Annotated in this window: 26 protein-coding genes and 4 pseudogenes; 17 read left to right on the forward strand and 13 right to left on the reverse strand. The window is 64.6% G+C overall.

Going from position 1 to position 21,161, the window contains the following annotated elements; all coding sequences use genetic code 11:
* Window positions 1-1,644 carry an ASKHA domain-containing protein gene (locus THSYN_RS29490; RefSeq protein WP_100922685.1) on the forward strand — a complete coding sequence of 548 codons (1,644 nt, stop codon included), beginning with the start codon at window positions 1-3 and terminating at the stop codon, window positions 1,642-1,644.
* Complete coding sequence (locus THSYN_RS29495; protein WP_100922686.1) at window positions 1,641-3,302, forward strand: sensor domain-containing diguanylate cyclase; 1,662 nt, start codon at window positions 1,641-1,643, stop codon at window positions 3,300-3,302. The genes THSYN_RS29490 and THSYN_RS29495 overlap by 4 nt, the downstream gene beginning before the upstream one ends.
* Here the strand turns inward: THSYN_RS29495 and THSYN_RS29500 are convergent.
* The gene (locus THSYN_RS29500) at window positions 3,224-3,937 is read right to left on the reverse strand and encodes an SGNH/GDSL hydrolase family protein (RefSeq protein WP_157818024.1); all 714 of its coding nucleotides are present in this window, start codon (window positions 3,935-3,937) and stop codon (window positions 3,224-3,226) included. The genes THSYN_RS29495 and THSYN_RS29500 overlap by 79 nt on opposite strands.
* Before the next feature lie 346 nt (window positions 3,938-4,283).
* A complete protein-coding gene (locus tag THSYN_RS29505; protein WP_100922688.1) occupies window positions 4,284-5,192 on the reverse strand; it encodes a LysR family transcriptional regulator in 909 nt (302 codons plus the stop codon).
* A gap of 280 nt (window positions 5,193-5,472) precedes the next feature.
* Between THSYN_RS29505 and THSYN_RS29510 the strand changes: the two genes are divergently transcribed.
* Both THSYN_RS29510 and THSYN_RS29515 read left to right on the forward strand, forming a co-directional pair.
* Window positions 5,473-7,122, forward strand: coding sequence for an NADH-quinone oxidoreductase subunit L (locus THSYN_RS29510; protein WP_100922689.1), 1,650 nt, complete (start codon window positions 5,473-5,475; stop codon window positions 7,120-7,122).
* A 2-nt stretch (window positions 7,123-7,124) separates the two neighbouring features.
* A complete protein-coding gene (locus tag THSYN_RS29515; protein ID WP_100922690.1) occupies window positions 7,125-9,692 on the forward strand; it encodes a YbcC family protein in 2,568 nt (855 codons plus the stop codon).
* A 190-nt stretch (window positions 9,693-9,882) separates the two neighbouring features.
* Here THSYN_RS29515 and THSYN_RS29520 read toward each other — a convergent pair whose 3' ends face one another.
* The 4 genes from THSYN_RS29520 to THSYN_RS29525 form a co-directional block, all read right to left on the reverse strand.
* Complete coding sequence (locus tag THSYN_RS29520) at window positions 9,883-10,449, reverse strand: hypothetical protein (protein ID WP_100922691.1); 567 nt, start codon at window positions 10,447-10,449, stop codon at window positions 9,883-9,885.
* Window positions 10,450-10,793: 344 nt separating this feature from the next.
* Entirely contained in the window at window positions 10,794-11,423 is a 630-nt protein-coding gene (locus THSYN_RS34475) for a hypothetical protein (RefSeq protein WP_157818025.1), read from the reverse strand.
* The gene (locus THSYN_RS34480; RefSeq protein ID WP_157818026.1) at window positions 11,401-11,871 is read right to left on the reverse strand and encodes a hypothetical protein; all 471 of its coding nucleotides are present in this window, start codon (window positions 11,869-11,871) and stop codon (window positions 11,401-11,403) included. Before THSYN_RS34480 ends, THSYN_RS34475 begins: the two co-directional genes overlap by 23 nt.
* 187 nt (window positions 11,872-12,058) lie before the next feature.
* Window positions 12,059-12,289, reverse strand: a complete 231-nt coding sequence (locus tag THSYN_RS29525) for a conjugal transfer protein TraD (protein WP_100922692.1) — start codon at window positions 12,287-12,289, stop codon at window positions 12,059-12,061.
* Window positions 12,290-12,434: 145 nt separating this feature from the next.
* Here THSYN_RS29525 and THSYN_RS29530 point away from each other — a divergent pair, with 145 nt between their 5' ends.
* Window positions 12,435-12,656, forward strand: a complete 222-nt coding sequence (locus THSYN_RS29530; protein ID WP_100922693.1) for a MobA/MobL family protein — start codon at window positions 12,435-12,437, stop codon at window positions 12,654-12,656.
* A 13-nt stretch (window positions 12,657-12,669) separates the two neighbouring features.
* Here THSYN_RS29530 and THSYN_RS29535 read toward each other — a convergent pair.
* A pseudogene (locus THSYN_RS29535) lies at window positions 12,670-12,846 on the reverse strand (DUF190 domain-containing protein); the annotation flags it as partial.
* A gap of 76 nt (window positions 12,847-12,922) precedes the next feature.
* Here THSYN_RS29535 and THSYN_RS29540 point away from each other — a divergent pair.
* From THSYN_RS29540 to THSYN_RS29550, 4 genes and pseudogenes are all read left to right on the forward strand, one after another.
* Window positions 12,923-13,051 (forward strand): type II toxin-antitoxin system Phd/YefM family antitoxin, encoded by a 129-nt coding sequence (locus THSYN_RS29540; protein ID WP_100922695.1) that lies wholly within the window; start codon window positions 12,923-12,925, stop codon window positions 13,049-13,051.
* A 55-nt stretch (window positions 13,052-13,106) separates the two neighbouring features.
* Window positions 13,107-13,310: a hypothetical protein gene (locus THSYN_RS34485; protein WP_157818027.1), complete on the forward strand. Its 204-nt coding sequence runs from the start codon at window positions 13,107-13,109 to the stop codon at window positions 13,308-13,310.
* 62 nt (window positions 13,311-13,372) lie between these two features.
* Window positions 13,373-13,546, forward strand: a complete 174-nt coding sequence (locus THSYN_RS29545; RefSeq protein WP_236849028.1) for a hypothetical protein — start codon at window positions 13,373-13,375, stop codon at window positions 13,544-13,546.
* Window positions 13,547-13,561: 15 nt separating this feature from the next.
* A pseudogene (locus THSYN_RS29550) lies at window positions 13,562-13,918 on the forward strand (hypothetical protein); the annotation flags it as partial.
* A 441-nt stretch (window positions 13,919-14,359) separates the two neighbouring features.
* Here the strand turns inward: THSYN_RS29550 and THSYN_RS29555 are convergent.
* Window positions 14,360-14,659 carry a type II toxin-antitoxin system RelE/ParE family toxin gene (locus tag THSYN_RS29555; RefSeq protein ID WP_335582528.1) on the reverse strand — a complete coding sequence of 100 codons (300 nt, stop codon included), beginning with the start codon at window positions 14,657-14,659 and terminating at the stop codon, window positions 14,360-14,362.
* A gap of 11 nt (window positions 14,660-14,670) precedes the next feature.
* Complete coding sequence (locus THSYN_RS29560) at window positions 14,671-14,913, reverse strand: type II toxin-antitoxin system ParD family antitoxin (protein ID WP_100922698.1); 243 nt, start codon at window positions 14,911-14,913, stop codon at window positions 14,671-14,673.
* A gap of 205 nt (window positions 14,914-15,118) precedes the next feature.
* Here THSYN_RS29560 and THSYN_RS29565 point away from each other — a divergent pair, with 205 nt between their 5' ends.
* Both THSYN_RS29565 and THSYN_RS29570 read left to right on the forward strand, forming a co-directional pair.
* Complete coding sequence (locus tag THSYN_RS29565; protein ID WP_100922699.1) at window positions 15,119-15,325, forward strand: hypothetical protein; 207 nt, start codon at window positions 15,119-15,121, stop codon at window positions 15,323-15,325.
* A gap of 124 nt (window positions 15,326-15,449) precedes the next feature.
* A pseudogene (locus THSYN_RS29570) lies at window positions 15,450-15,590 on the forward strand (Fic family protein); the annotation flags it as partial.
* Window positions 15,591-16,709: 1,119 nt separating this feature from the next.
* On the opposite strand, the gene THSYN_RS29580 reads toward THSYN_RS29570, so the two are convergent.
* The 4 genes from THSYN_RS29580 to THSYN_RS29595 form a co-directional block, all read right to left on the reverse strand.
* The gene (locus THSYN_RS29580; protein WP_335582529.1) at window positions 16,710-16,955 is read right to left on the reverse strand and encodes a BrnA antitoxin family protein; all 246 of its coding nucleotides are present in this window, start codon (window positions 16,953-16,955) and stop codon (window positions 16,710-16,712) included.
* Between the two features lie 19 nt (window positions 16,956-16,974).
* The gene (locus tag THSYN_RS29585) at window positions 16,975-17,244 is read right to left on the reverse strand and encodes a BrnT family toxin (RefSeq protein ID WP_100922701.1); all 270 of its coding nucleotides are present in this window, start codon (window positions 17,242-17,244) and stop codon (window positions 16,975-16,977) included.
* Window positions 17,245-17,733: 489 nt separating this feature from the next.
* Complete coding sequence (locus THSYN_RS29590) at window positions 17,734-18,360, reverse strand: GNAT family N-acetyltransferase (RefSeq protein ID WP_100922702.1); 627 nt, start codon at window positions 18,358-18,360, stop codon at window positions 17,734-17,736.
* A gap of 1 nt (window position 18,361) precedes the next feature.
* Entirely contained in the window at window positions 18,362-18,661 is a 300-nt protein-coding gene (locus tag THSYN_RS29595; RefSeq protein ID WP_100922703.1) for a type II toxin-antitoxin system TacA family antitoxin, read from the reverse strand.
* Between the two features lie 228 nt (window positions 18,662-18,889).
* Between THSYN_RS29595 and THSYN_RS37540 the strand changes: the two genes are divergently transcribed.
* The 6 genes and pseudogenes from THSYN_RS37540 (at window position 18,890) to THSYN_RS36415 (ending at window position 20,866) form a co-directional block, all read left to right on the forward strand.
* Complete coding sequence (locus THSYN_RS37540) at window positions 18,890-18,991, forward strand: ribbon-helix-helix domain-containing protein (RefSeq protein ID WP_418219959.1); 102 nt, start codon at window positions 18,890-18,892, stop codon at window positions 18,989-18,991.
* Window positions 18,992-19,028: 37 nt separating this feature from the next.
* The gene (locus THSYN_RS37545; RefSeq protein WP_418219960.1) at window positions 19,029-19,175 is read left to right on the forward strand and encodes a hypothetical protein; all 147 of its coding nucleotides are present in this window, start codon (window positions 19,029-19,031) and stop codon (window positions 19,173-19,175) included.
* An 83-nt stretch (window positions 19,176-19,258) separates the two neighbouring features.
* Window positions 19,259-19,453 (forward strand): PIN domain-containing protein, encoded by a 195-nt coding sequence (locus THSYN_RS29605; RefSeq protein ID WP_335582530.1) that lies wholly within the window; start codon window positions 19,259-19,261, stop codon window positions 19,451-19,453.
* Between the two features lie 5 nt (window positions 19,454-19,458).
* On the forward strand, window positions 19,459-19,716 hold the full coding sequence (locus tag THSYN_RS35560; RefSeq protein ID WP_216644827.1) for a hypothetical protein: 258 nt from the start codon (window positions 19,459-19,461) through the stop codon (window positions 19,714-19,716).
* Window positions 19,713-20,249, forward strand: a pseudogene (locus THSYN_RS29615) (tyrosine-type recombinase/integrase); the annotation flags it as partial. The gene THSYN_RS35560 and the pseudogene THSYN_RS29615, both read left to right, overlap by 4 nt.
* 320 nt (window positions 20,250-20,569) lie before the next feature.
* Window positions 20,570-20,866: a hypothetical protein gene (locus tag THSYN_RS36415; protein ID WP_236849030.1), complete on the forward strand. Its 297-nt coding sequence runs from the start codon at window positions 20,570-20,572 to the stop codon at window positions 20,864-20,866.
* Window positions 20,867-21,161: the final 295 nt, after the last annotated feature.

Consider the following 21,161-nt stretch of genomic DNA (forward strand, 5'->3'; position numbering starts at 1 on the left):
ATGGCGACCCTGGCCGTCCACACGAAGGGCGAGGTGCAGCGCTTCGCCTTTTCACCAGGCCCGGCGCTGTTCCGGCTGCTCGTCGCGGCCGAGGTCCCGATCCGCTGCGGTTGCAACGGCCTCGGCGGCTGTGGGCTCTGCCTGGTGCGGGTCATCGCCGGGAGCGCCGACGCGCCGGCACCACTCGAGGCACTGCATCTGGACGACGCGCAGCTTGCCGCGGGGGTGCGGCTCGCGTGCCAGGTCGTCCCGCGTGGCAATCTCGAGGTCGAGGTACTGGCCACCGCCGCACGCCCGGCCTGGCGCTGGCTGCGCCACGACGAGACCGCGCCACCGTGGGTTCCTTTGCCGGCGGCCCACCCGGCAGCGACCGATTCGGCGCGGACTCGTGCGGCTTCGGCCGGTCGGCTCGGGGTCGCCGTGGATCTGGGCACGACCACGCTCTCCCTGTCGCTGTTCGACCTGGCTACCGGCCACTGGCGCGCCGGTTGTCGCGGTCCGAACCCGCAAGCACTGTTCGGTCAGGACATCCTGACCCGGCTGATGGCCGCCATCGAGTCGTCGGCGCAGGCCGGGCAGATGTCCCAGGCGGTGGTCGAGGCGATCGGTCTGGCCATCAGCGGGCTGGCGATCCGCGCCCGCGCGCAGACCGCGGACATCGCCGCGGTGACGGTGGTCGCCAATCCGAGCATGCTGGCCCTGTTGACGGGGGATCGGATCGCGCGCCTGATCGATCCGCGCAGTTGGTCGCAGCCGCTCACCTGCCACCCGACGGACCTTGCGGCCTGGGCGCTGGCCTGGGGCATCGACGCCGCGGCCCGGATCGACCTGGTGGCGCCGCTGGCCGGGCTCATCGGCTCCGATCTGTTGGCTGGGTTAATCGCGACCGGGCTGACCGACGCGGCCGACCCGGGCCTGCTGATCGACTTCGGCACCAACTCCGAGCTTGCGCTGTGGGACGGTACGACCCTGTGGGCCACCTCGGCGGCTGGCGGCCCGGCGTTCGAGGGGAGTGGCCTGGGCTGCGGTCTGCCGGCCGAGCCCGGCGCCATCGACCGGCTGGTGTTCCGCGACGAACGCCCGGTCTGGCATGTCATCGGTGGCGGCCCGCCGCACGGCCTGTGCGGCACCGGCCTGGTGGACCTGATCGCCGGGCTGCGACGGGCGGGGCAGCTCACCGAACGCGGGCGTTTCGCCCCTGAGGTACCCGCGACCGTACCCCCGACGGGCTTTGCCCTGGCGGCCGGGGGGCATGGCGTGCGCTTGAGCGGTGCGGACGTGGACCTGTTTCAGGCGGCGAAGGCGGCCATCGGGGCCGGTGTCGCGCTGCTGCTCGAACACGCCGGCCTCGAGGTCGCGTCGCTCGGGCGGGTCTGCGTCGGTGGCACCTTTGGGAGTGGTCTCGACATCGCCAACGCCCAGGCGATCGGGCTGCTGCCGGCGATCCCGCCCGCGCGGGTCGAACTCTGCGGCAACACCGCGCTGGCCGGCGCCCGCGCGCTGCTGCTCGCGCCGGAACCCGGTGCGCGGCTGACGGCGATCCGGGCCCAGGCGCGCGTGATCAATCTGGCGCGCGAGCCGGACTTCGACGACCGGTTTCTGGACCAGCTCTATCTGCGCCCGCTGACGGGCCGGTCACGATGAGCGCGGCCCATCCGGCGCTGCGGGTGATCGAGGTCGCCCAGTATCTGACCGGGCTGACCGTGGCGCAGGACGTCTGGGGCGAGGCGAGCCGCGCCGTCATCAGCCTGCTGGATGCCGACTGGTGCGCCGTCGGGGCGCTGGACGACGCCGGCGCGATCTGGCTGCACGCCTGGGCCTTCACCGAGCCGGTCTTCGCCGCCGATTGGTCCGTGGTGCCGACGGCGGTCGGGCCCGACCCCCACCCGTCCGCCCAGCCGCCTCCCCAGCCGGGGCCGGCACTGCGCCACTGCATCGCCGAGACGCTCGACAGCGGCTTTCTCGGGTTCTATGTCCGCACCGACCCCGACCCCGGCACCGTCATGTGTCTGCCGATCACCCAGGAGTCGCGGGTCACCGCCGTGCTCGCGGTCGGGCATCGCGGCGGCGAACCGCCGTCGAACGAGTGCCTGAACGTCTATCTGGCGGTGGCCGGGATGGTCGGCACCGCCGCGACGCGGCTGGCCTCGGAGTGCGAGTTGCGCGAACACCGTCGCCACCTGGCCGCGCTGGTCGAGGAGCGCACCGCCGCGTTGCGTGCGACCAATCGCCAGTTGCAGCGCGAGGTCCGTGAGCGGAAAAGCAATCAGGCGATCCTTGCGGCACGCCTGCGGCTGATCGCACTGGCCCCGTCGCACGGGCTCACCGAACTGCTGCGCGCCACGCTGGACGAAGTTGAAGCGCTCACCGGCAGCACGATCGGCTTCTATCATTTCATCGATGCGGACCAGCGGACGATCTCACTGCAAACCTGGTCCACCAACACCATCCAGAACATGTGCCAGGCCGTGGGTGAGGGCCAGCACTACCCGCTCGATCAGGCGGGGGTCTGGGTCGACTGCGTGCGCCAAGGCCGCCCGATCATTCACAACGACTACGCCAGTCTGCCGCAACGCCGGGGCCTGCCGCCCGGACACGTCACCATCGTCCGGCAACTCACCGCCCCCGTACTGCGCGACGGCCGCATCGTCGCCATCCTCGGCGTCGGCAACAAGCCGCGCAACTACACCGTCCGGGACCAGGGCGTCGTCGCTGCACTCGCGGACCTGGCCTGGGACACCGTCGAGCGCAAGCGCCTGCAGGATCTGCTGCAACACCAGGCGACGACCGATGAACTCACCGGCCTGCCGAACCGTCGTCTGTTCATGGAGCAGGCGGCGCAGGAGCTGGCGCGCTCACTGCGCTACGGATACGACTGCTCCATCGCGATGATCGACCTCGATCACTTCAAGGAGATCAACGACGTCGCCGGGCACGCGGCGGGCGACCAGGCCCTGGTCACCATGGCGCGGGCGTACCAGGCGAGCCTGCGCGAGACCGACCTGTTCGCACGCGTCGGCGGCGACGAGTTCGCGCTGCTGCTGCCTCAGACCGGCCCGGTGTCGGCCCGCGAGGTTGTCGAGCGGCTGCGCGCCGCGCTCGCGGCCGGCCCCGGTGAAGATCCGCAGGCTGCGCCGACGCTGACGATCAGCGTCGGTATCGCGTCGTTCCCCGGCGTACCGGGGGAACTGGACGCGCTGCTGCGCTGCGCGGACCAGGCGCTCTACTGCGCCAAAGCGGCCGGACGCAATTGCGTTTGCATCGCGCCACCGGCGTCGAACAGTTCGATGCGCGCCCCGTAGGTCGCGTCGAGCAGCGGGATCAATGTCCGGAGCTCGGCATTCAGCGCCTGGCCGCGTTGGTCGTTCGCGTTGTCGAGCAGGTCCCGCGGGGTCCTGGTCCCGACCAGGATACGCTGCGCCCCGCCGGCATCGAGCCGCTGCATCGCGGTCGTGAGATTGGCCTTCACCCCGTCGATGCGCTCCTGCAACGTCAGATTGATGCCGGACCACTCGAACAGATCATTCGATCCGGCCCAATAGACGAACAAGGCGTTCGGGTCGGCGGTACCGCCGGCGAGGCTGGCCTCCCAGGTGTCGAGCTGCCTCAAGACGCCGGTATTCGCGAGGTCGGGCGGGGTGGTACCGACGATGCGAAAGTTGTTGTCGGTGCCGCTCCAGGCGCCGGCAACACCGTAGTTGGTCAGCGGCACGCCGAGGTCGGTGGCGACGTATTCCATGGTCAACGGGCCATTGGAGAAACGGCCGTTGACATTGGGTGCCGGGACGGTCGCCGGGTTGATCGTGAAGGCGCTACCGATATCGACGTTGGAGTCACCGAACGCCACGATCCGGGTGATCGGTGCGGCGCTGGTGGCGGCGGCGGCGCTGCCCAGCAGCAGGGCGGCGGCCATCAAGACCATGGGCTTTCTTGGCATGGGGTGACCTTCGTCTGTTTGGGGGACCGAAAGAAGACGGCGGCGCGGTGGCCTGGCCCCCGCGCGACCGAGTGCTCGCGCAGCCCAGGAGGCCCAGTTGCAATGCGCTTTGTCAATCGCCAGCATTATCAACCTGGGACTGCACCCGTCAAGCGCCCGTCTTCGCCGGGCGGGGACGGGCTGCGGAGGCTACTGAACGAACTCGCCAGCGGCCGCGGTCGTCATCCCGCTCGTGCGCCGCGTCGCTCGGGACAACAAAGACTTATGCCTTGATCGGCAACGGCAGTTATTCCTGTGGTATCGCGGCGAAACCAAGACCCTGCGTCTGCTCCCTGGATAATCCGGCCTACTGCCCTCTTGCGAAGATCTGCACATGCCCGCGCAAGAACTCCAGGAAGGTGGCGGCCACCACCGAGCGCTGTTTGCCCTTGGGCCGCACCACGTACCAGGCGCGTACGATGGGAAAGCCCTCCACGTCCAGTTCGGCCAGCCCGCTCTGGCTGGGACCGAGGTCGAGCGTGCTGCGCGAGAGCATGGCCAGACCCAGACCGCCCGCCACGGCCTGCTTGATGGCCTCGTTGCTGCCCAGCTCCATCTTGATCCGTAGCGGCGTGCCGCGCTCCTGGAACACCCGTTCCATGGTCATGCGCGTGCCCGAGCCTTGCTCGCGCACCAGGAAGCGCTCGGCCGCCAGCTCGGCGAACGGGATCCTCTGGCGCCCCGCCAGCGGATGGGCGATCGGTGCCAGCACGATCAGCGGGTTGTCCATGAACGACTCGCTTTCGGTATCCAGACCCTCCGGCGGCACGCCCATGATGTAGAGGTCGTCCTGGTTGCGGGTCAGGCGGTCGAGCAGCCGGTCGCGGTTCACCACCTCCAGGGCGATGTCGATGCCGGGGTACCGGGCGCAGAAGGGGCCCAGGATACGCGGCATGAAGTACTTGGTGGTGGTGACCGCGGCGATCCGCAGGCGCCCCTGCTTGAGGCCCTTGAGATTGTCGATGGTCTGCTCGAAGCGGCCCCAGGTGTCCAGCCAGTCGGCGCAGGTGGCGAAGAGCTCCTGGCCGGCCTCGGTGAGGAAGACCTTCTTGCCCAACTGCTCCAGCAGGGGCAGACCCACCTGCTCGTGCAGCAGACGGATTTGCTTCGACACCGTGGGCTGGGTGACGTGCATCTCCTCGGCCGCGCGGGAGAAGCTGCGCAACCGGGCAACGGCCTCGAAGGTCCGCAGTTGGCGCAGGGTGACATGCATCATGGCCGGTCCCTCACTCGGAAAACGATAGCCTTAAGGTTATCGTTTCCATGATGACAATTCATTATTTTTTCTGGATCGGCCGCCCTAGACTCCTCTGCCATGGGCGGTGCAGATCCCTGCGGCCGCCACTGTTTTCAGCCACAGAGGAGCCCCAGGATGAGCCAATCTCCCATCCCGCCACACCCGCGGGCGGCCGGGCCAGGCGGCGGCCGGCCGTCGTCTCCGTTGGTCTGCACCGACCGGTCCGCACGGGCGCTGCCGGCCGCCGGGGGAGGCCGCCATGTTGCCTGATGGCCCCACCCACGGCCTGGTCCTGGCCGCACCGCTGCTCCTGCTGTCGGTCGGCCTGGTGCCGGCCGCCTGGGCCAACGCCTGGCCGGGACTGATGGCGCGCCTCTGCGGCGCCGCCGCCTGGCTGGCGTTCGTCAGCGCACTGCTTGCAGCAGTGGCCTACCCGTTTGAAGGCACCTATGCCTGGATTTTCTACCGGGTCGAGCTGCCCGGCGGCCTGGGGGCCTTGACGCTGGGCACCTATGTCAACAGCGTGACGGTGATCATGCTGATGCTGGTGGCCTTCATCGGTGCCATCGTCACCCGCTACGCGTACAACTATCTGGACGGGGACCCCAACCGGGGCCGCTTCAACAAGTGGCTGGCGCTGACCCTGGCAGCCATCCTGACCCTGATCGTCTCCGGCAATCTGCTGATGTTCGCCCTGGCCTGGATCGCGACCAGCCTGTGCCTGCACCAGCTTCTGATGTTCTATCCGGAGCGCCCGGCCGCCGTGCTGGCCGCCCACAAGAAGTTCGTCGCCAGCCGCGTCGGGGACCTGAGTCTGCTGGTCGCGGTCGCCCTCATCGGTCTCACCCTGCACACCCTGCAGTTCGACGAGCTGTTCCGCATCCTCGCGGCCATGGAGGGGCCGGTGCCGATTGCGCTCGAGATCGCGGCCCTGCTGATCGTGATCGCCGCGGTGCTGAAGTCCGCCCAGTTCCCCTTCCACGGCTGGCTGCTCCAAGTCATGGAGGCCCCGACGCCGGTGTCTGCCCTGCTGCACGCGGGGATCGTCAACGCCGGTGCCTTCCTGGTGATTCGCATGAGCCCGGTCATGTCCCATTCCCAACTCGCCATGGGCGTCCTGGCGGTGATCGGTCTGTTCACCCTGGCGCTGGCCTCCCTGGTCATGCTCACCCAGACCAATATCAAGGTCTCGCTGGCCTGGTCGACCACGGCGCAGATGGGCTTCATGCTCCTGGAGTGCGGCCTGGGTCTCTACAGCCTGGCCATGCTGCACCTGGTGGCCCACTCGCTCTACAAGGCCCATGCCTTTCTCGCCTCCGGCAGCGGGGTGGACGCCTTTCGGGCGCCGGTACTCCCCCATGCATCCCCAGGCGTTGGGCCCGTCCAGTTGCTGCCGGCGCTGGCCGGCGGCGGACTCATCGTGCTGGCGGTGGGCGCCGCCTTCGGCGTCACCGCGGGGCACCAGCCGGCGCACCTGGCGGCCGGTACGGTGGTGGTCATCGCCGTGACTCAACTGCTGTTGCAGATGGCTGGCGTGATGCGCGGCGAGGACTTCCTGCGCCGCGGTCTGGCGCTGAGTGCGGTGGTCGCGGTGGCCTATTTCACCCTGCACGCCCTGTTCGATGCGGCCCTGCAGGGGAGCGTCCTGCCGGTTCAGGATGCGGATGGTCCCTTCCAGGTCTGGCTGGCCCAGGCCTTTGTCGGCGTGTTCCTGGTCCTGCTGGTCTTCCAGCAGGTGCTCAAACAGGCCCCGGCGTTCCTGGGCGACGGGATCTACATGCACCTCTACAACGGCCTCTACATCGACGTGTACATCACCCGGCTGATCGAGCGCATCTGGCCGGGCCCGCTGCCCGCGCCCGGGACGCCGCCTGCCCCCTTCGCTCCAGTCACCTCCCCCGGAGCCTGATCATGACCCTTAACGACGCCACCATCCCGACGAAATCCGCAGTCCCGGCGGCGAGCGTGCCGGCCAGCGCCGACCAGCCGGCGGCGCCCACCCCGATCATCGACGCCGCCGAGCTGGATCGGCGTATCGATGCCGCCTGCGAGCGCATTGCCCCCCTGTGGCCGCTGAAGAACTTTGTCGCCGTGAACCCCTTCTTCGGGCTGCGGGACCTCGGCTTTCAGGACGCCTCCGACGTCCTGGCGCGGATCACCGGCACCGGTCTCTACATGTCGCGGGGCTATTACCGCGACCAGTTGGCCAGCGGGCGCATCGGCCGGAATGACCTCAAAGCCGCGCTCGAGCGCTGCGGTAGCCACCTGGATGCCGACACCGTGGAGCACACACTGGCCGCCCCCGCGCCCGAGCCGCGGCTCGGGATGGCCCCGGTGAGCGAGGTGCTGGAGCGGGTGGAGGGCGGCCTCTGGTCGAGTTTCGTCGCCGAGCGCATCAGCCTGCACTGCGCCGCCCATTTCGACCTGGGCCAGGCGCTCGTCGCCATGCCCTGGCGTCAGCTCCCGCTCTACCCATCCTGGCGCAAGGCCGCCGGCATCGACCACAGCCCGGCGCTGATGGGACTGCGCGACTTTCGCCGCGCCGTGGCCCGTCTGCCGACGGAGCCCCGCGGCGCCATCGCACTGGCCATCGAGCGGCTCGGCATCCCGGATGCGGCGGTGGAGCGCTACCTGCACGCCTCGCTGATGAGCGTCGGCGGCTGGGCGGCCTGGACCCGGTATCTGCGCTGGCAGGCCGAGCTGGTCGGCAGCCGCGACGACTCCATCGTCGATCTCCTGGCCATCCGCCTGATGTGGGACATGCTGCTCTTCGAGGAGAAACGCTCGCCCGCGCTGGCGGCCCGCTGGCAGGAGATGCTCGCGGCGAGCATGCGACCGCCGTCCGCCAAGCGCCAGGCCTCCGCTGAGATCGACCGCATCCTGCTCGTGGCGATGGAGATCGGCTTGCAGCGCCGCGTGATCGCCGGTTTGGCCCGCGTGCCGGACCGGCCCGCGGCCCGCCCGGCGGTTCAGGCGGCGTTCTGCATCGATGTGCGCTCCGAGGTCTTCCGCCGCGCGCTCGAGACCGTGGCGCCCGGGGTCCAGACCATCGGCTTCGCCGGCTTCTTCGGCATCTTCATCGAGCATGTTCCCCTGGGCTCCGCGGTTGCCCGCAGCCATGTGCCGGTGATCTTCAACCCCGCCTACCGCATCTGCGAGCGGGTCAAGGCCGGGGACCGCGAGGGCGTGCAGGCGCAGCGGCGGCTACGCCTCGGTCTGTTCAAGGCGTGGAAGGGCTTCAAGCTCTCCGCTGCCTCCTGCTTCTCCTTCGTCGAGTCGGCCGGGCTGATGTACGCCCCCAAGCTGGTCACCGACAGCTTCGGCTGGAGCCGCCCGGTCCCCGACCCGCACAGTCAGGGTCTCGACCCGGAGACCCTGGCGCGCACCGGGCCGACCCTGGAGGCCGTCCCGCCGGGACAGTGCGAGACCGGGCACATAAGCGGGCACGCAAGCGGGCACGGGGCCTCGGGGATCCCCGAGGCGGAGCGGCTCGACCATGCCGAGCGCATCCTGCGCGCCATGGCGATGACCGCGGGCTTCGCCCCCCTGGTGCTGCTGGCCGGACATGGCAGCACCACGGTGAACAACCCCCACGCCACCGGCCTCGACTGCGGCGCCTGCGCCGGCCAGACCGGCGAGGCCAGCGCCCGGGTGGTGGCCGCCCTGCTCAACGACCGGGCCGTGCGGCAGGGCTTGGCGGAGCGGGGCATCGCGATCCCCGAGGACACCTGGTTCCTGGCGGGCCTGCACGACACCACGACCGACATCCTGCGGCTCTTCGACACCGACGAGGTCCCCGACGCCCTGGCCCCGGACCTGGAACGACTGCGCCAATGGCTGGAGCAGGCCGGCGACCTCACCCGCATGGAGCGCGCCGCACTGCTCGGCATCGGCGGCCGGCCGGACCGCGCGGTGGAGGCCGAGGTGCGCCGGCGCAGCCGCGACTGGTCCCACGTGCGCCAGGAATGGGCCCTGGCCAACAACGCCGCCTTCATCGCCGCGCCGCGCGCGCGTACCATTGGCCTGGACCTGGGCGGGCGCGCCTTTCTGCACGAGTACGTCTGGCAGCAGGACGAGGGCTTCAAGATCCTGGAGCTGATCATGACCGCCCCGATGGTGGTGGCCAACTGGATCAACATGCAGTACTACGGCTCGGTGGTGGACAACCGCCGCTTCGGCAGCGGTAACAAGCTGCTGCACAACGTGGTGGGCGGCGCCATCGGGGTGCTGGAAGGCAACAGCGGCGAGCTGCGCGTCGGGCTGCCCCTGCAATCCCTGCACGACGGCCGGCGCTGGGTACACGAGCCGCTGCGCCTCAGCGTCTTCATCGAGGCCCCGGAGCCGGCCATCGACGCGATCATCGAACGCCATGCGCTGGTGCGCCAACTGGTGGACAACGGCTGGCTGCACCTGTTGCGCATCGATGAGGACGCTGGGGTCCATTGGCGCCTGCGCGGCGGAGGGTGGGAGCGGCCCTGATCATAATTCCGGCCACGGGTTCGTAGGTCGGCCTTCAGGCCGAACGCGGCGCCCCCGTCGGCCTGAAGGCCGACCTACAGCGGGGCGCCAACCGCCGCCCGGGCGGCCGGAACGATGATCGAGGCCGGTGGGAGCGCTGCGCCACGGCGCCGGGGGCCACCCTATGACGGCATTCTATGCCCTCCGCAGGCTATTCGCTTCTGTCCCGCATCGTCGCCGCACGGCCGCCAAGCTCGATCAGGCTCGCCCGGACCTTGGTCCAATAGCTCGCCAACACTTCCTCCATACGCGTCTGTGCAACCTGCTCCACGCACCAGAGTTGAACGCAGTACCGAAACAGTCGCTCACAAGATGCCGACACGGCCGATGATATTACCAATTCCTCGATCGGATTAACCATGTCTTGATCTAGACCGCCATACGTAATCCCTGGTACGAACGGGACATACGCGTCGTCATAATACTGTACTTTTGAAAAGCTTTCTAAGTCCAGTTCAGGCAACTTTTTGTCGTTGCTCCTCTGAATGACTCGCAACATCCGCGGTGGTGTGATAGCTCGATTGCTGACACTGAGGATCGGGTTTCCATCTTCGGCATCTGCGGGCCACTCCGGACGCCAGTCAGTGGCTATCGCTTCCGGCAAGGCATCACGTAAAAGCTCTGCCCAATACATCTCCAACATCAAGAACTGCAGATCATTTTCGCGATATAAGACGAATGGAAAATCCGGGTGGCTTTTGATGCGATCCAATTTCATTGAAATGCTCTAGGAAATAAAATTGGGTGAAGTTCCGAACGAATCCACATCGAAACGATTGTTGTCCCTACTGAAACCGTAAAAAGACCGGCTGCCCAAGAAGCCGCGGGGTGGGCGTTTCGATATGAAGCTTACACAGATCGAATAGAATGGCTGTCGGGATGCGATACGGACCACGCACCAGTCGTATATCTGATCTTGTCGTCAACATCGTCTTAAAATTATCTTGTAGTAACGGGAATTCGGCGGTCTGCGTGATGCCTAACGTCGGTGGTGTTCTTGATATTCGGTTTTGAGTCCCTGCTACCGAGCGCAATCCACTCCCAGCGAGCCGGCGCCCGAGGTCACCGCGGCGGAAGCGTTTGTGACGAAGAAGCCGGCCGGCCAGCGCCGGGGGCAGGCTCCGAAAGGGGCGGTCTGACCGTTTGAGGTTCCGTTTGGCCATCACATTCAAACTTGCCTGCTGTCAAATTGAAATGTGTTTTCACAATCATCTTTCTTTTGTTTGAGTCAAGCCCCAGACAGAAAATGCTGTGGTAAGTACGAATACTTCCGGAACTCGACGAATTTTCCGTTGAGTAGATAGTTAATAATACTTGGTAGGGGATATTCGCTTCCAAAGGAACGGCGGTAGGCTGGCTCTTGGCCAAAATTGCAGTCCCATATTCTATGCACTGCTCTGGGTTGCCCGCTTTGCCAAAGTGTTGTCTATTGTCTTGATCGACTCTTAGTTTCCACGATGCAGTGCTGGGATGAGCCGCAAGACCTTTATTGAAAGACACGCTTATTTCGTATAAGAAGAAATGGTTGCCTCTTGTTGCGTCGTCAACGGGGAAAGAAAAGCAGGGTTGATCATGCTTCAAAGTGACTACTGCTTCTCCGTCGGAAAGAGAATCGCTAGCAATAGCCTCTCTTACGAAGACCACCGTCAGTATTAATAAAAAACACCACCTACTTAGGCAGAAATTTCGCATTTCCTGGATCTCCTAAGAACTCGGTTAATACGCTTTCGAGAAACTCTCTATGTCCTAAAGGATCAAAGCCTAAAAACCTTGCGCCATAATAATTTTTTATTATGTCGCCCTGTTGTTCAAAGTTAAAATCCTCCAGTTTCTTGCCTGCATCTGTTTTAACGTCGTATTTGTATACGTTGCTTGCTCTGTAATTCGTTGTAATTCCGGCCATCTTCACTCCATAACCTAATTGATATTGCCATACATGAACCATTTCATGCATAAACCATAATTTATAGACAGTATCTTCCATAGAAAAATCAGATTTGAAATGCTTAGGGTTGAAGTAGATTTCCCCATTTGGGGTCATTGCTGTATCATCATCTTGGATGCCAAACCACAGATATTCTTTATTGTGTACCCTGACTCTTGTGTAATCAATCGAACTTTGAAATATGGGGCGAGCCATTTGTATTTCACCGACAGTTAACGGCCTTGACTTGCCGCTCCTATCATGATGAGTTCCAATAGGTCCTACGCTCTTAAAATTTTGCCCTGTTGCTGGCACCCTACCTGATGGCATTTGCTCGCACCCTTGTGTATTAGCTTAACAGTTTTATCAGACGGAATATGTATCGCCCGTCTGCAACAAAATTCTATTGTGCCCCACTTTCTTTTTGCCTACCGTTCTTCTTCTTCGACTGCGCCCGTTCGGCAAGAAGAGCATCCCCGGCGCGCTTCCACTCACTGCGGCGCGGATCGTCGGCCGGAACCTTCGACATGCCCAGCAGCGCTCCAAGAAATTCGCCGTCGTCCATGTTCTGGAGCCCGGCCAGGTCCGAGAGGCCACCGCGTTGGATCAGCCGATGAGGCGCTTTTCTAGCCACCCTTCTTTCTTGGCCTCGGTCGTCGTCATCGAAGGTCGGTCAAGTCGGCAAGGGCGCAGCCCACGCCGAGTACATTGCCCGTGAAGGCAAGGACGCCGCCCGCCTGGAGCGCGGCGAGAAGCTGAAGGCGACCGATGCCGGCAACATGCCAGCCTGGGCCGCCGCGGAACCCGCCCTGTTCCGGCAGGCCGCCGACCGCCACGAGCGCGCCAACGGCACCGCCTACCGCGAGTTCGAGCTTGCCCTACCCCGCGAGCTGACCCCCGACGACCGGGTTGCCCTGGTGCGCGACCGGGTCCGGCAGGAGATCGGCGACCGCCACGCCTACCAGGGGTCACCTCACGAAACGGAAAAGATCTTACGCTAAGGCTCTAAGTGGCTCAATCTGCGTGGTTCCGCAAATCGATGAAGCGGTCGGCCTCGTCCTGCGTGATGACGAAACTCGTCTCCACGGGCAGGTCCCAGGCCAGTTCAAGAAAGTGCCCTTCGTGCAACCGCCCATGACGGCCGAAGCCGGCGAGTGCCCGGAAGGCGGAGCCGCCATGCAGACCGATCTTCTTCGCCTCCTCCGCGTGACAGCGATCAGCATGTTATGTATTGTTCGTAACATACAGAGTCAGAGGTATCGGGTTGATGATTACCGTCAGTTCAGTAGAGTTTCAGCGCAACTTCGGACGCTACCAGGATGTCGCCCTGACCGAGCCGGTAGCCGTCACGCGCAACGGCCGTGATCGGCTCGTGCTCCTGTCCGTGGACGAGTAGGCCTTGATCATCGTTCCGGCCGCGGTCCGGACGGAGTCCAAGGCTTCAGCCTTGGATGGGTAAGCCCAAGGCTGAAGCCTTGGACTCCAAAAGAACACCGCTGGCCGGAACGATGATCAAGGCCGACGAGTACCACCGCTTGAAGCAGCGCGACCGGCAGGTGTTGCGGCTGGAAGACTTCACCGAGGATGACCTGAAGGCCATCTTGGCGGTTGAGCCGTCGGCCGCCGCCGCCTTTGACCATGAAGTGAACGGGTAACGCGGTGTCGTTGCCACAACCCGTTCCGGGCCTGGTGATCCGCTACGCCTATTTGTGGGCGGATGAGCACCAATCGCTTTGCTTGGCCGGGTCCGGACGTGCGCTGTGCCCAAGCCGGCGAATTGGTGAGCGTGGCCTATGGTGAGTTGCCAGGGGCTCTTTTGAAAGAGATCAAGACGAAGTTGGTGCAAGCACTGACGGCCCGCCTGGTGCGGGTCGTCCCGCGCACCGAATAAGGGGGCGATCCTCCCATGCCTGCGCTGGTCCCCCACCTGCCTTCGCCGACCCTGCCCGCCGTGGTGGAGGCTACCGGGGACCGGGCGCGACTGCGCTTCCTGGAGTTCTTCGCCTCAGCCATCCGCAACCCCCACACCCGCCGGGCCTACGTCCGCGCCGCGGTAGCGCTCCTGGACTGGTGCGCAGCCGCCGGGGTCCCGTCCCTGATCGCGGTGCAGCCGTTGCACGTCGCCACCTGGATCGAGGGACAGACCCGGACCCACGCCGCCCCGACGGTGAAGCAGCGCCTGGCGGCGATCCGCCACCTGTGGGTCCGGTTGCGCGAGAAGGGCGGCAAGCGCCATGAAATGCCCTGCCACCACAACCTTGAAGGGGTCACCTCACGAAACGGAAAAATCGTACGCTAAGGCTCTAAGTGCCTGTCGTGAATAGCCCGGCAACCCATCGGGGCCGCTCCAGGCGCATCCCGGATGGGCTGTGCCGGACTTGGAGCACCGGCAGGTATCCGCCTGGCCCTACGTCCTCGCACCCCTTCGCGTGTCTGGGGTTCGAGGCGCAGTGGCCGCGGGCACGCCCGGGGCCTGCTGGGGCGGGGCGGTGCGTCGGCACCACCTGATCGAGCGGAACCCGCGCCGACCCCGGGGGTCGCGGTGCCGCGCCGGTGACGGACCGCCGCCGCGTCCCGCCCGTCCTTTTTCCCCTTTTTCGGCCTGGGCGGGATAAGCACGGCTTATCACGGGTGAGTGGGCGGCCCGCGCAACGGCGGCGTCGGTGCCGGTTCAGTGCTATTTTACCGTTTCGTGAGGTGACCCCTAGTTGTCGCCGGACGCTGAAAGGTTGGCCTCCAGGTCCATGCGCTCGTGCAAGACGCGAACAATCTCAATCTGACCGCTGCCACTCTGACGATAAAAAGCAATGTGCTTTTCAATCTGGTGCTTGCGGTAGCCGGGACGGATGTCGTCGCAATCTTTCCCCATCAGCGGGTTGTCCGCCAAGGCACGAAAGCCTGCGTCCAACAACGTCAGATAACGGGTGCGCTGGTCACGGCCCCAAGTGGCTTGGGTGTAGCGGCCGATGCCCTTCAAGTCAGCATTGGCCGCCTTGGTCAGCACAAACCGGGGCATCAGTGCGTACTTTCGCTGTCAAGTTCGGCCAGCAACCCGCTCAGGGAATAGTCCGCCCTGCCGCTGGCTTCACCGTCCGCGAGCGCCTGACGCAAGGTAGACAGCTTCAGTTCGTGTTCTTCCAGAAGCCGCAAACCGGCTCTAACCGCCTCACTGGCCGAGCCGTAGCGACCTTGGGCGATCTGCTGGGTGATGAATTGCTCGAAGTGAGTACCAATGGTCACGCTAGTGTTTTTCTGCATGGGGGCTTGTTGTTTCTGGTTCGGAGTACCTTAAAATAATATTTTTTGGTACATGGCACAATGGCTCTGTTCCCTTGGCGTAAAAGGCGTACCTCACGAAACGGAAATTCGGCACGGTAAGACCTCGCGAGCATCCCTCGCCCGGTGGTCTTCTCGCAAGCGGTGGTTTTCGAGAGGTGACCCCTATGAGTCTGCCCAGCCCCTGTTGCTGCTGGGGCCGCTCGGGATCGCCTGGCAGGGTTGGCTGGCCCTGATCCCGCTGGCCCTCTGGTATGGCTGGGTCCTGCGCCCGCTGCGGCGCGCGGCCCCAGAGCAACGCACCGCACGCTTGGCCGAGGTCACCGGCAAACTCCTGGTTGTGGTGCAGATCGCGGCCTTGCTGGCCGTGATCGTCTGGCTCAAGCGCCTATGAGTGCTGCGGCTGGGCCACGCCGGGGGAGCGGGGTACTGGGCGGCCCGTGTAAAGCCGAACAATGGGTGTTATCGGGTGTCTTTGTGGCTTGATAAACGGGTGTAAACGGGTGTAGAACTGGCGGATGATCCAGACCGCATCGCTTGAGATCACCCCCGAGATGCTCGTCCTCGTCGCCGGGATCGACGAGTTCAAGGGCGCCTGGCGGGCACTCGGCACCCTGGCGCCCGAGCGGCTCGCGGCCCTGCGCCGGGTCGCCACCATCAATTACGGTGACAGTTTACCAAATACAGCAATTACAGGTTGCGTTCAACGCCCATCCGCATTCAGTGCATTTAGTAAACTGTCAACGTAACCCCACAAATCCCGGCGAGATCAGAACCTGACCTCGCCGCTATCTTGCGGATACCGCAGAAGCTCCGGGACCCGACTGTGGTGCATGATCCAGGCTGCGGTCGTTGGGCAGATCCATCCAGTGACATTAACCAGCGATCGGTAGTCAGCATCAAGATGCCTGGTGAAGATGGGCTCGTGGTGCGCAATGCGGTTGCGCAGGGTCCTTAGGTAGTCAAGCGGCCTGTGAGTATCGGCGCGGCTTAAGCGACGTAGACACCGGTAAGCTGGCCATGCATGGCGTTGCGTAGAGCAACTTCGAGGCCCTGTAGGGGTCCGTAGAAGGCCGCGCTGACAGCGGTGTTCCAAGTGTAGAGCCGGACGGCTTGCTCGCGGTCCCCGCCAGCCGCGTTGACATATGTCGCTAATCTTTCGGGGGAAAGAGACGTCTCGAGCGCATCGAGCACGCCTCCTTCAAGGCCGAAAATCTTGACACTTGTGGACTCAGCCATATACTCTGTAACCGTAAGCCCCGGACCCGCCTCTGCTTCGGCATGCGACCGGGGCTCAGCTTTTTTGGATGCCTGATTTTACAGGCTTTCGCCCGACCACGGCCCTGTCCGAGCGATATCCTGTCGCTAAAATCTACCCCCAGACCCCCGGGAATCACGGCAGATCTGCACGTCCCGGGGTCGCGCACGCACCAACCCGGCATCCTCGACTCGTACAACTTCTCCGCCGCACTCTTGGCCGCGTGATCATCCAGTTGAGCGTGCACGGATGAACTTGCCCTCTTCCGTGCACGCGATCCTCGCCTTAGGGCAGCATTCTATCACCCTGTGCCCGCGGATTGGCGAAAGGTCTCTCTGACACTCGCCATTGGAAAAGAAGCTGTCTACCGGGAGAGCTAGCAGAGAAGCGACCTCGCAGATTGCTCGGGGATAGCGATTCCGTGGTACGTCCCCTATTTTCCGACCTGCATTGCAAACCTCTCATCCTTGGCCCCACATCCTATGTTCCGGGTTCATACTTGAGCCTGGCCCTTTTTCCTCTATGAGTGTGCGCGTACATAGTCCCTCAAGACAGCATCCAGGCGCGTCTGCCAGCCGGGGCCGCCCGCTTTGAAGAACGCGACGACTTCGGGGTCAAGTCGGATCGAGACGGCTTGTTTCGTGACCAACGACTTGGGCCTACCCAGCGGGCGCAATTGGGCCATCTCCGCGGCGGACAGATCGCGGGTGTCCGGGTCGGCGGCGATACCCTCGCGGATGCGTGCGTCTTCTTCCTCGCTGTTCAAGATGAAGACACGGCCGGACTTAGAGGTGATGGATGTAAGTGCGTTTTTCACTGTTCGTCGTTCCGCGCAAGCTGATGATGCGATAGCAGTCATTCTCTTCGGTGAGCACCACGCAATAAATCAGCTGGCCGATGGGCGCGAAGCCGACCCAGCGTTGTTCACCGTAGGCCTCCCGGGCGTCCTCGCTCGCCAATAGCAGATCCCATTCCAGGTCCGCCGCCAGCGCGAGCGAGACGCCATGGTTGGCGATGTTCAGGCGGTCTTTGGCGGGATCAAAGGCGATGTCCATGCTCGTTATTGTATATACATAAACAGCGAAAGGCAAGTCGAAACCTTGACCCGCGCCGCGGGGCTAGGCTGTCTTTGCCGCTGGGGTCCCGGTGGTCGGGATTGGTGTCCCGGAGTAACGGCGGACCGACCGCCACCAAGACGGCATTTTGTTGTTGCCGCTATGCGCCATCCCATCGATCCCAAGGTTGACTGCGTCTCCAAGGCCCTGATGGAATTACGGTGACAGTTTACCAAATACAGTAATTACAGGTTGCGTTCAACGCCCATCCGCATTCAGTGCATTTAGTAAACTGTCACCGTAACTGAAGATCCTGCCGCGCGCGACTTTAGCCCAGATGCCAGGCATTCGCCACCTACCCGTGCCTGGTCGGCGAGGGGCGGGGCAGTGCAGGGCCTGACAATCTTTACAACGATGATGGGCCTTGATCATCAGATCTGAAACTTGCGTTGACATCACGTGTAGGCACAGGGCGTATGACCAGGGCGGTCATGGTATTTCATCGTCGAAAGCGGCGGCTTGCGGCGAAGGCTCGACCGCCGAAACGGCCTTCAGATCCTCTGCCGTGAAATCATCCCGGCGCAACACCTGGCGGTCGTGTGGTGTCGAGCGGTGCAGTTCACCGCTCGACAAGACGATCGGCAGAAACAGGGTGCGCGGGTGCGTCGGTGAAGGATCAAACCCATGAACCTCATAAAAGCGCCGCGCCGACTCGGACAGGGCATGGACCATGAGCGCCTTGACGCCCACCAGTTGCGCCACCGTGGCCGTACGGAAAATGGCATCGCGCAACAGTGCCTTGCCGATGCCGCGGCGCTGCCACGCAAGATCAATCGCTAAGCGCCCAAGCAGCATGACGGGAATCGGGTTCGGCATATTCCGCCGGATACGTCCGGGCGCCTGTTCGCTGCATACGGAACCGGTCGCCAGACTGTAGTAGCCGATGACCTGGTCATCGTTGCACACCACATAGGTGCGCGACGCGCCGCGTCCTTCGTTGCGCCGGGCGTGGGTTTTCAGCCAGTGGTCGAGGGCCGGCTCGCCGCTCTCAAAGATCGTCAGGTCATGCGTCGCCGCGAGGGGCGCCGGCGCCGTCCAGGTGCCAACCGTTGGCAAGTCAGGTCTCCCAGGGCGCTTTGGTTGCCAACAAGGCACGCAGTCGGGGATTGTCGGCGGGCGGCGCGTCCAGCAACGCCTGAAACGCCGCAAATGCCGCGGCGTCCAGCACGAACACGCGCTGGTCCAGCAACACGTCCTCGGCCTCACGGCAGGCCGTCTCCAGCATGAAGTCCGAGCGGGTCTTGCCCAAAATCCGGGCCGCCTGGTCGATCAGGTCGCGTTGGTTGCGTTGGGCGCGAATGTTGATGTTGATGTCCCGGGTCTGGCCGCTGGTCTCCTGGGATTCGAGGGATGACATGAAGCGCTCCGTGGGGTGTTGGCTACTTGCAGTAGGTTTAGCCCGATGTGCGTACGTTGTCAATACGTCAGATTTAAGGGTGTCCGGGCCGGCGCTGCCTATCATTGATAATGTCCTTTATCAGTGATATGACGCGCCCGACTCGACCGGCCCCAGCTCGGTCTTGCACATCAGAGACTAAAATGTTAAGAATATAGGTGCTTATGTGCGTAACACCCGAGGTGCCCCATGCTCGCAACCAACACCACGCGCTGGACGGTCACGGTGTCGAAGGACACCGACATTGCCGTGCGCACCCTGCTCGCCCAGCGCGGCCTAAAAAAGGGGTGACCTGTCCAAGTTCATCGAGGACGCCGTGCGGTGGCGCGTGTTCGACCAGACGCTTGTTGAGACGCGGGCGGAGTTTGCCGACCTGGCGCCGGAAGCCCTGCAAGACCTGATCGACGAAGCGACCGAAGCGGTGCGCAATGAGACACGCGAGACCCTGGCCCGCGCCGCGAAGACCGCACGCTGAACCATGCGCGTCGTGTTGGATACCAACGTCCTGGTCAGCGCCTTGTTGGTGGAAGCCTTGCCCCCGGCCCAACTCATCACCCAGTGGTTGAAACCCTGCCGACGGTCGAAGCATCCCCCGACCCCTACGACAATTACCTCTTGTCGATGGCGGCCGGCGGCGCAGCGGATTACCTCGTGACGGGCGACAAGCCGCACCTGCTGGCACTCGGGCGTTACGCCGGGATCAAAATCGCGTCGGTGCGCGACTTCATGACGCTGGCAGGGCTGTTGCCATGACCGGAATGAACGAGCAAGACCGCATCCGGGCCGACACGCTGGAGCACCTGCGGCAAGCCATCCGGGACGGGTTGGACAGTGGCCCCGCAACACCCTGGTCTTCCGACGAGGCGCAGCAGGAAGGCCGCCAACGCCGGGCCGAGCGACGCCAGCGCGACCGACAGGTTTTAAGGCTCGAAGATTTCACTGAGGAGGACCTGAAGGCGATCTTGGCGGTTGAGCCTTCGCCGGCAGCCGCCGGCTTCGATGATGAAACGCCATGACCGCCCTTGCCCCCCTCCTGCCTTCGCCGACCCTGCCCGCCGTGGTGGAGGCCACCGGAGACCGGGCGCGGCTGCGCTTCCTGGAGTTCCTCGCCTCAGCCATCCGCAACCCCCACACCCGCCGGGCCTAGGTCCGCGCCGCGGTAGCGTTCCTGGACTGGTGCGCAGCCGCCGGGGTTCCGTCCCTGATCGCGGTGCAGCCGTTGCACGTCGCCACCTGGATCGAGGGACAGACCCGGACCCACGCGGCCCCGATGGTGAAGCAGCGCCTGGCGGCGATCCGTCATCTGTTCGACTGGTTGGTTACGGGGCAGATCGTCCCGACCAACCTCGCCGGTTCGGTGCGGGGACCCGCGCACCGCGTCAAGACCGGCAAGACCCCGGTCCTGGAGGCCGAGGAAGCCCGCCGCCTTTTGGACAGCATCGACACGCGCACCCCGTCGGGCTTGCGCGACCGCGCCCTGATGGCCCTCATGGTCTATTCCTTCGCCCGCATCGGCGCCGCCCTGGGGATGAAGGTCGAGGACGCCTACACCCCAGCCTCATTCGGACTCCCGGAACCCCCGGACCTCTTCGAGTATCTCCCGATGACTGCGCCGCGCGATGCGCTCGTAGGCCAGTTTGTTCGTGAGTTGACCCCGACGACTGCACCCGCCCGGCCTACCTGGCGGCGCTGCAGCCCGGTGCCGCCCGCATTGACCTGCACGGCCAGCCAGCCGGTGTGGTCACGCAACGGGAAGCCGGCGATGCCCAAGCGCTGTTGCGCGGGGAGGTCCCGCCACCGCGCCCACCGCAGACTGCTGCCCCTGCGCCCGACCTGCCCCAGGACGCCCCTTTGCACGCGGAGAACATCGTGTCCGGCCACCTCGAACTCACCGTGACGTTTTCCGAGTTACCGACGCCCGTCCAGGTGCAGGCCGGGCTGAAGATCGGCATCCAGACCGACCGCGCCCTGGTGGTCGCGGTCCTGCCGCCGAAAGCCTGGAAGAAGCTCGCCCAAGCCGCCGACGCCTGGCCGCACTGGGTGGCGGCCCTGAGTGGCCGACTCGGCGCTCAGGCCGGCGCGGCGGCTGGCCCGGTCATCGTGCTCGAACAGCCCGCCTTGCAGGTCTTCGAGAAGAAGGCCAAGCCCGCGGCGGACGCGACCTGACGCCGGGCGGAAGGTGTCAGATTGCGGTCTGAGAGGTCCGGTCGGACCCGCCAGGTAACTGAAACATAGACCTAACCTGACGCATTTTCGGGCGCGAGCCTGACATCAGGCTGGGGTATACGTCCACCGGACCCATCGTCCCTGTTCCCGTAGCGACACATCGGAAAAGCAAGTGTACACTTCAGACGACATCTTGCGGCTGGCAAAAGCCGCTTTACGATAGCGTCTCCGGCATTTCACCTGACAGGCACCCACCGTAATGGAGCGCCTGTCAGGTTGTGCTGCTGCATCTCTT

Source organism: Candidatus Thiodictyon syntrophicum (genome assembly GCF_002813775.1).
Taxonomy (GTDB): Bacteria; Pseudomonadota; Gammaproteobacteria; order Chromatiales; family Chromatiaceae; genus Thiodictyon; species Thiodictyon syntrophicum.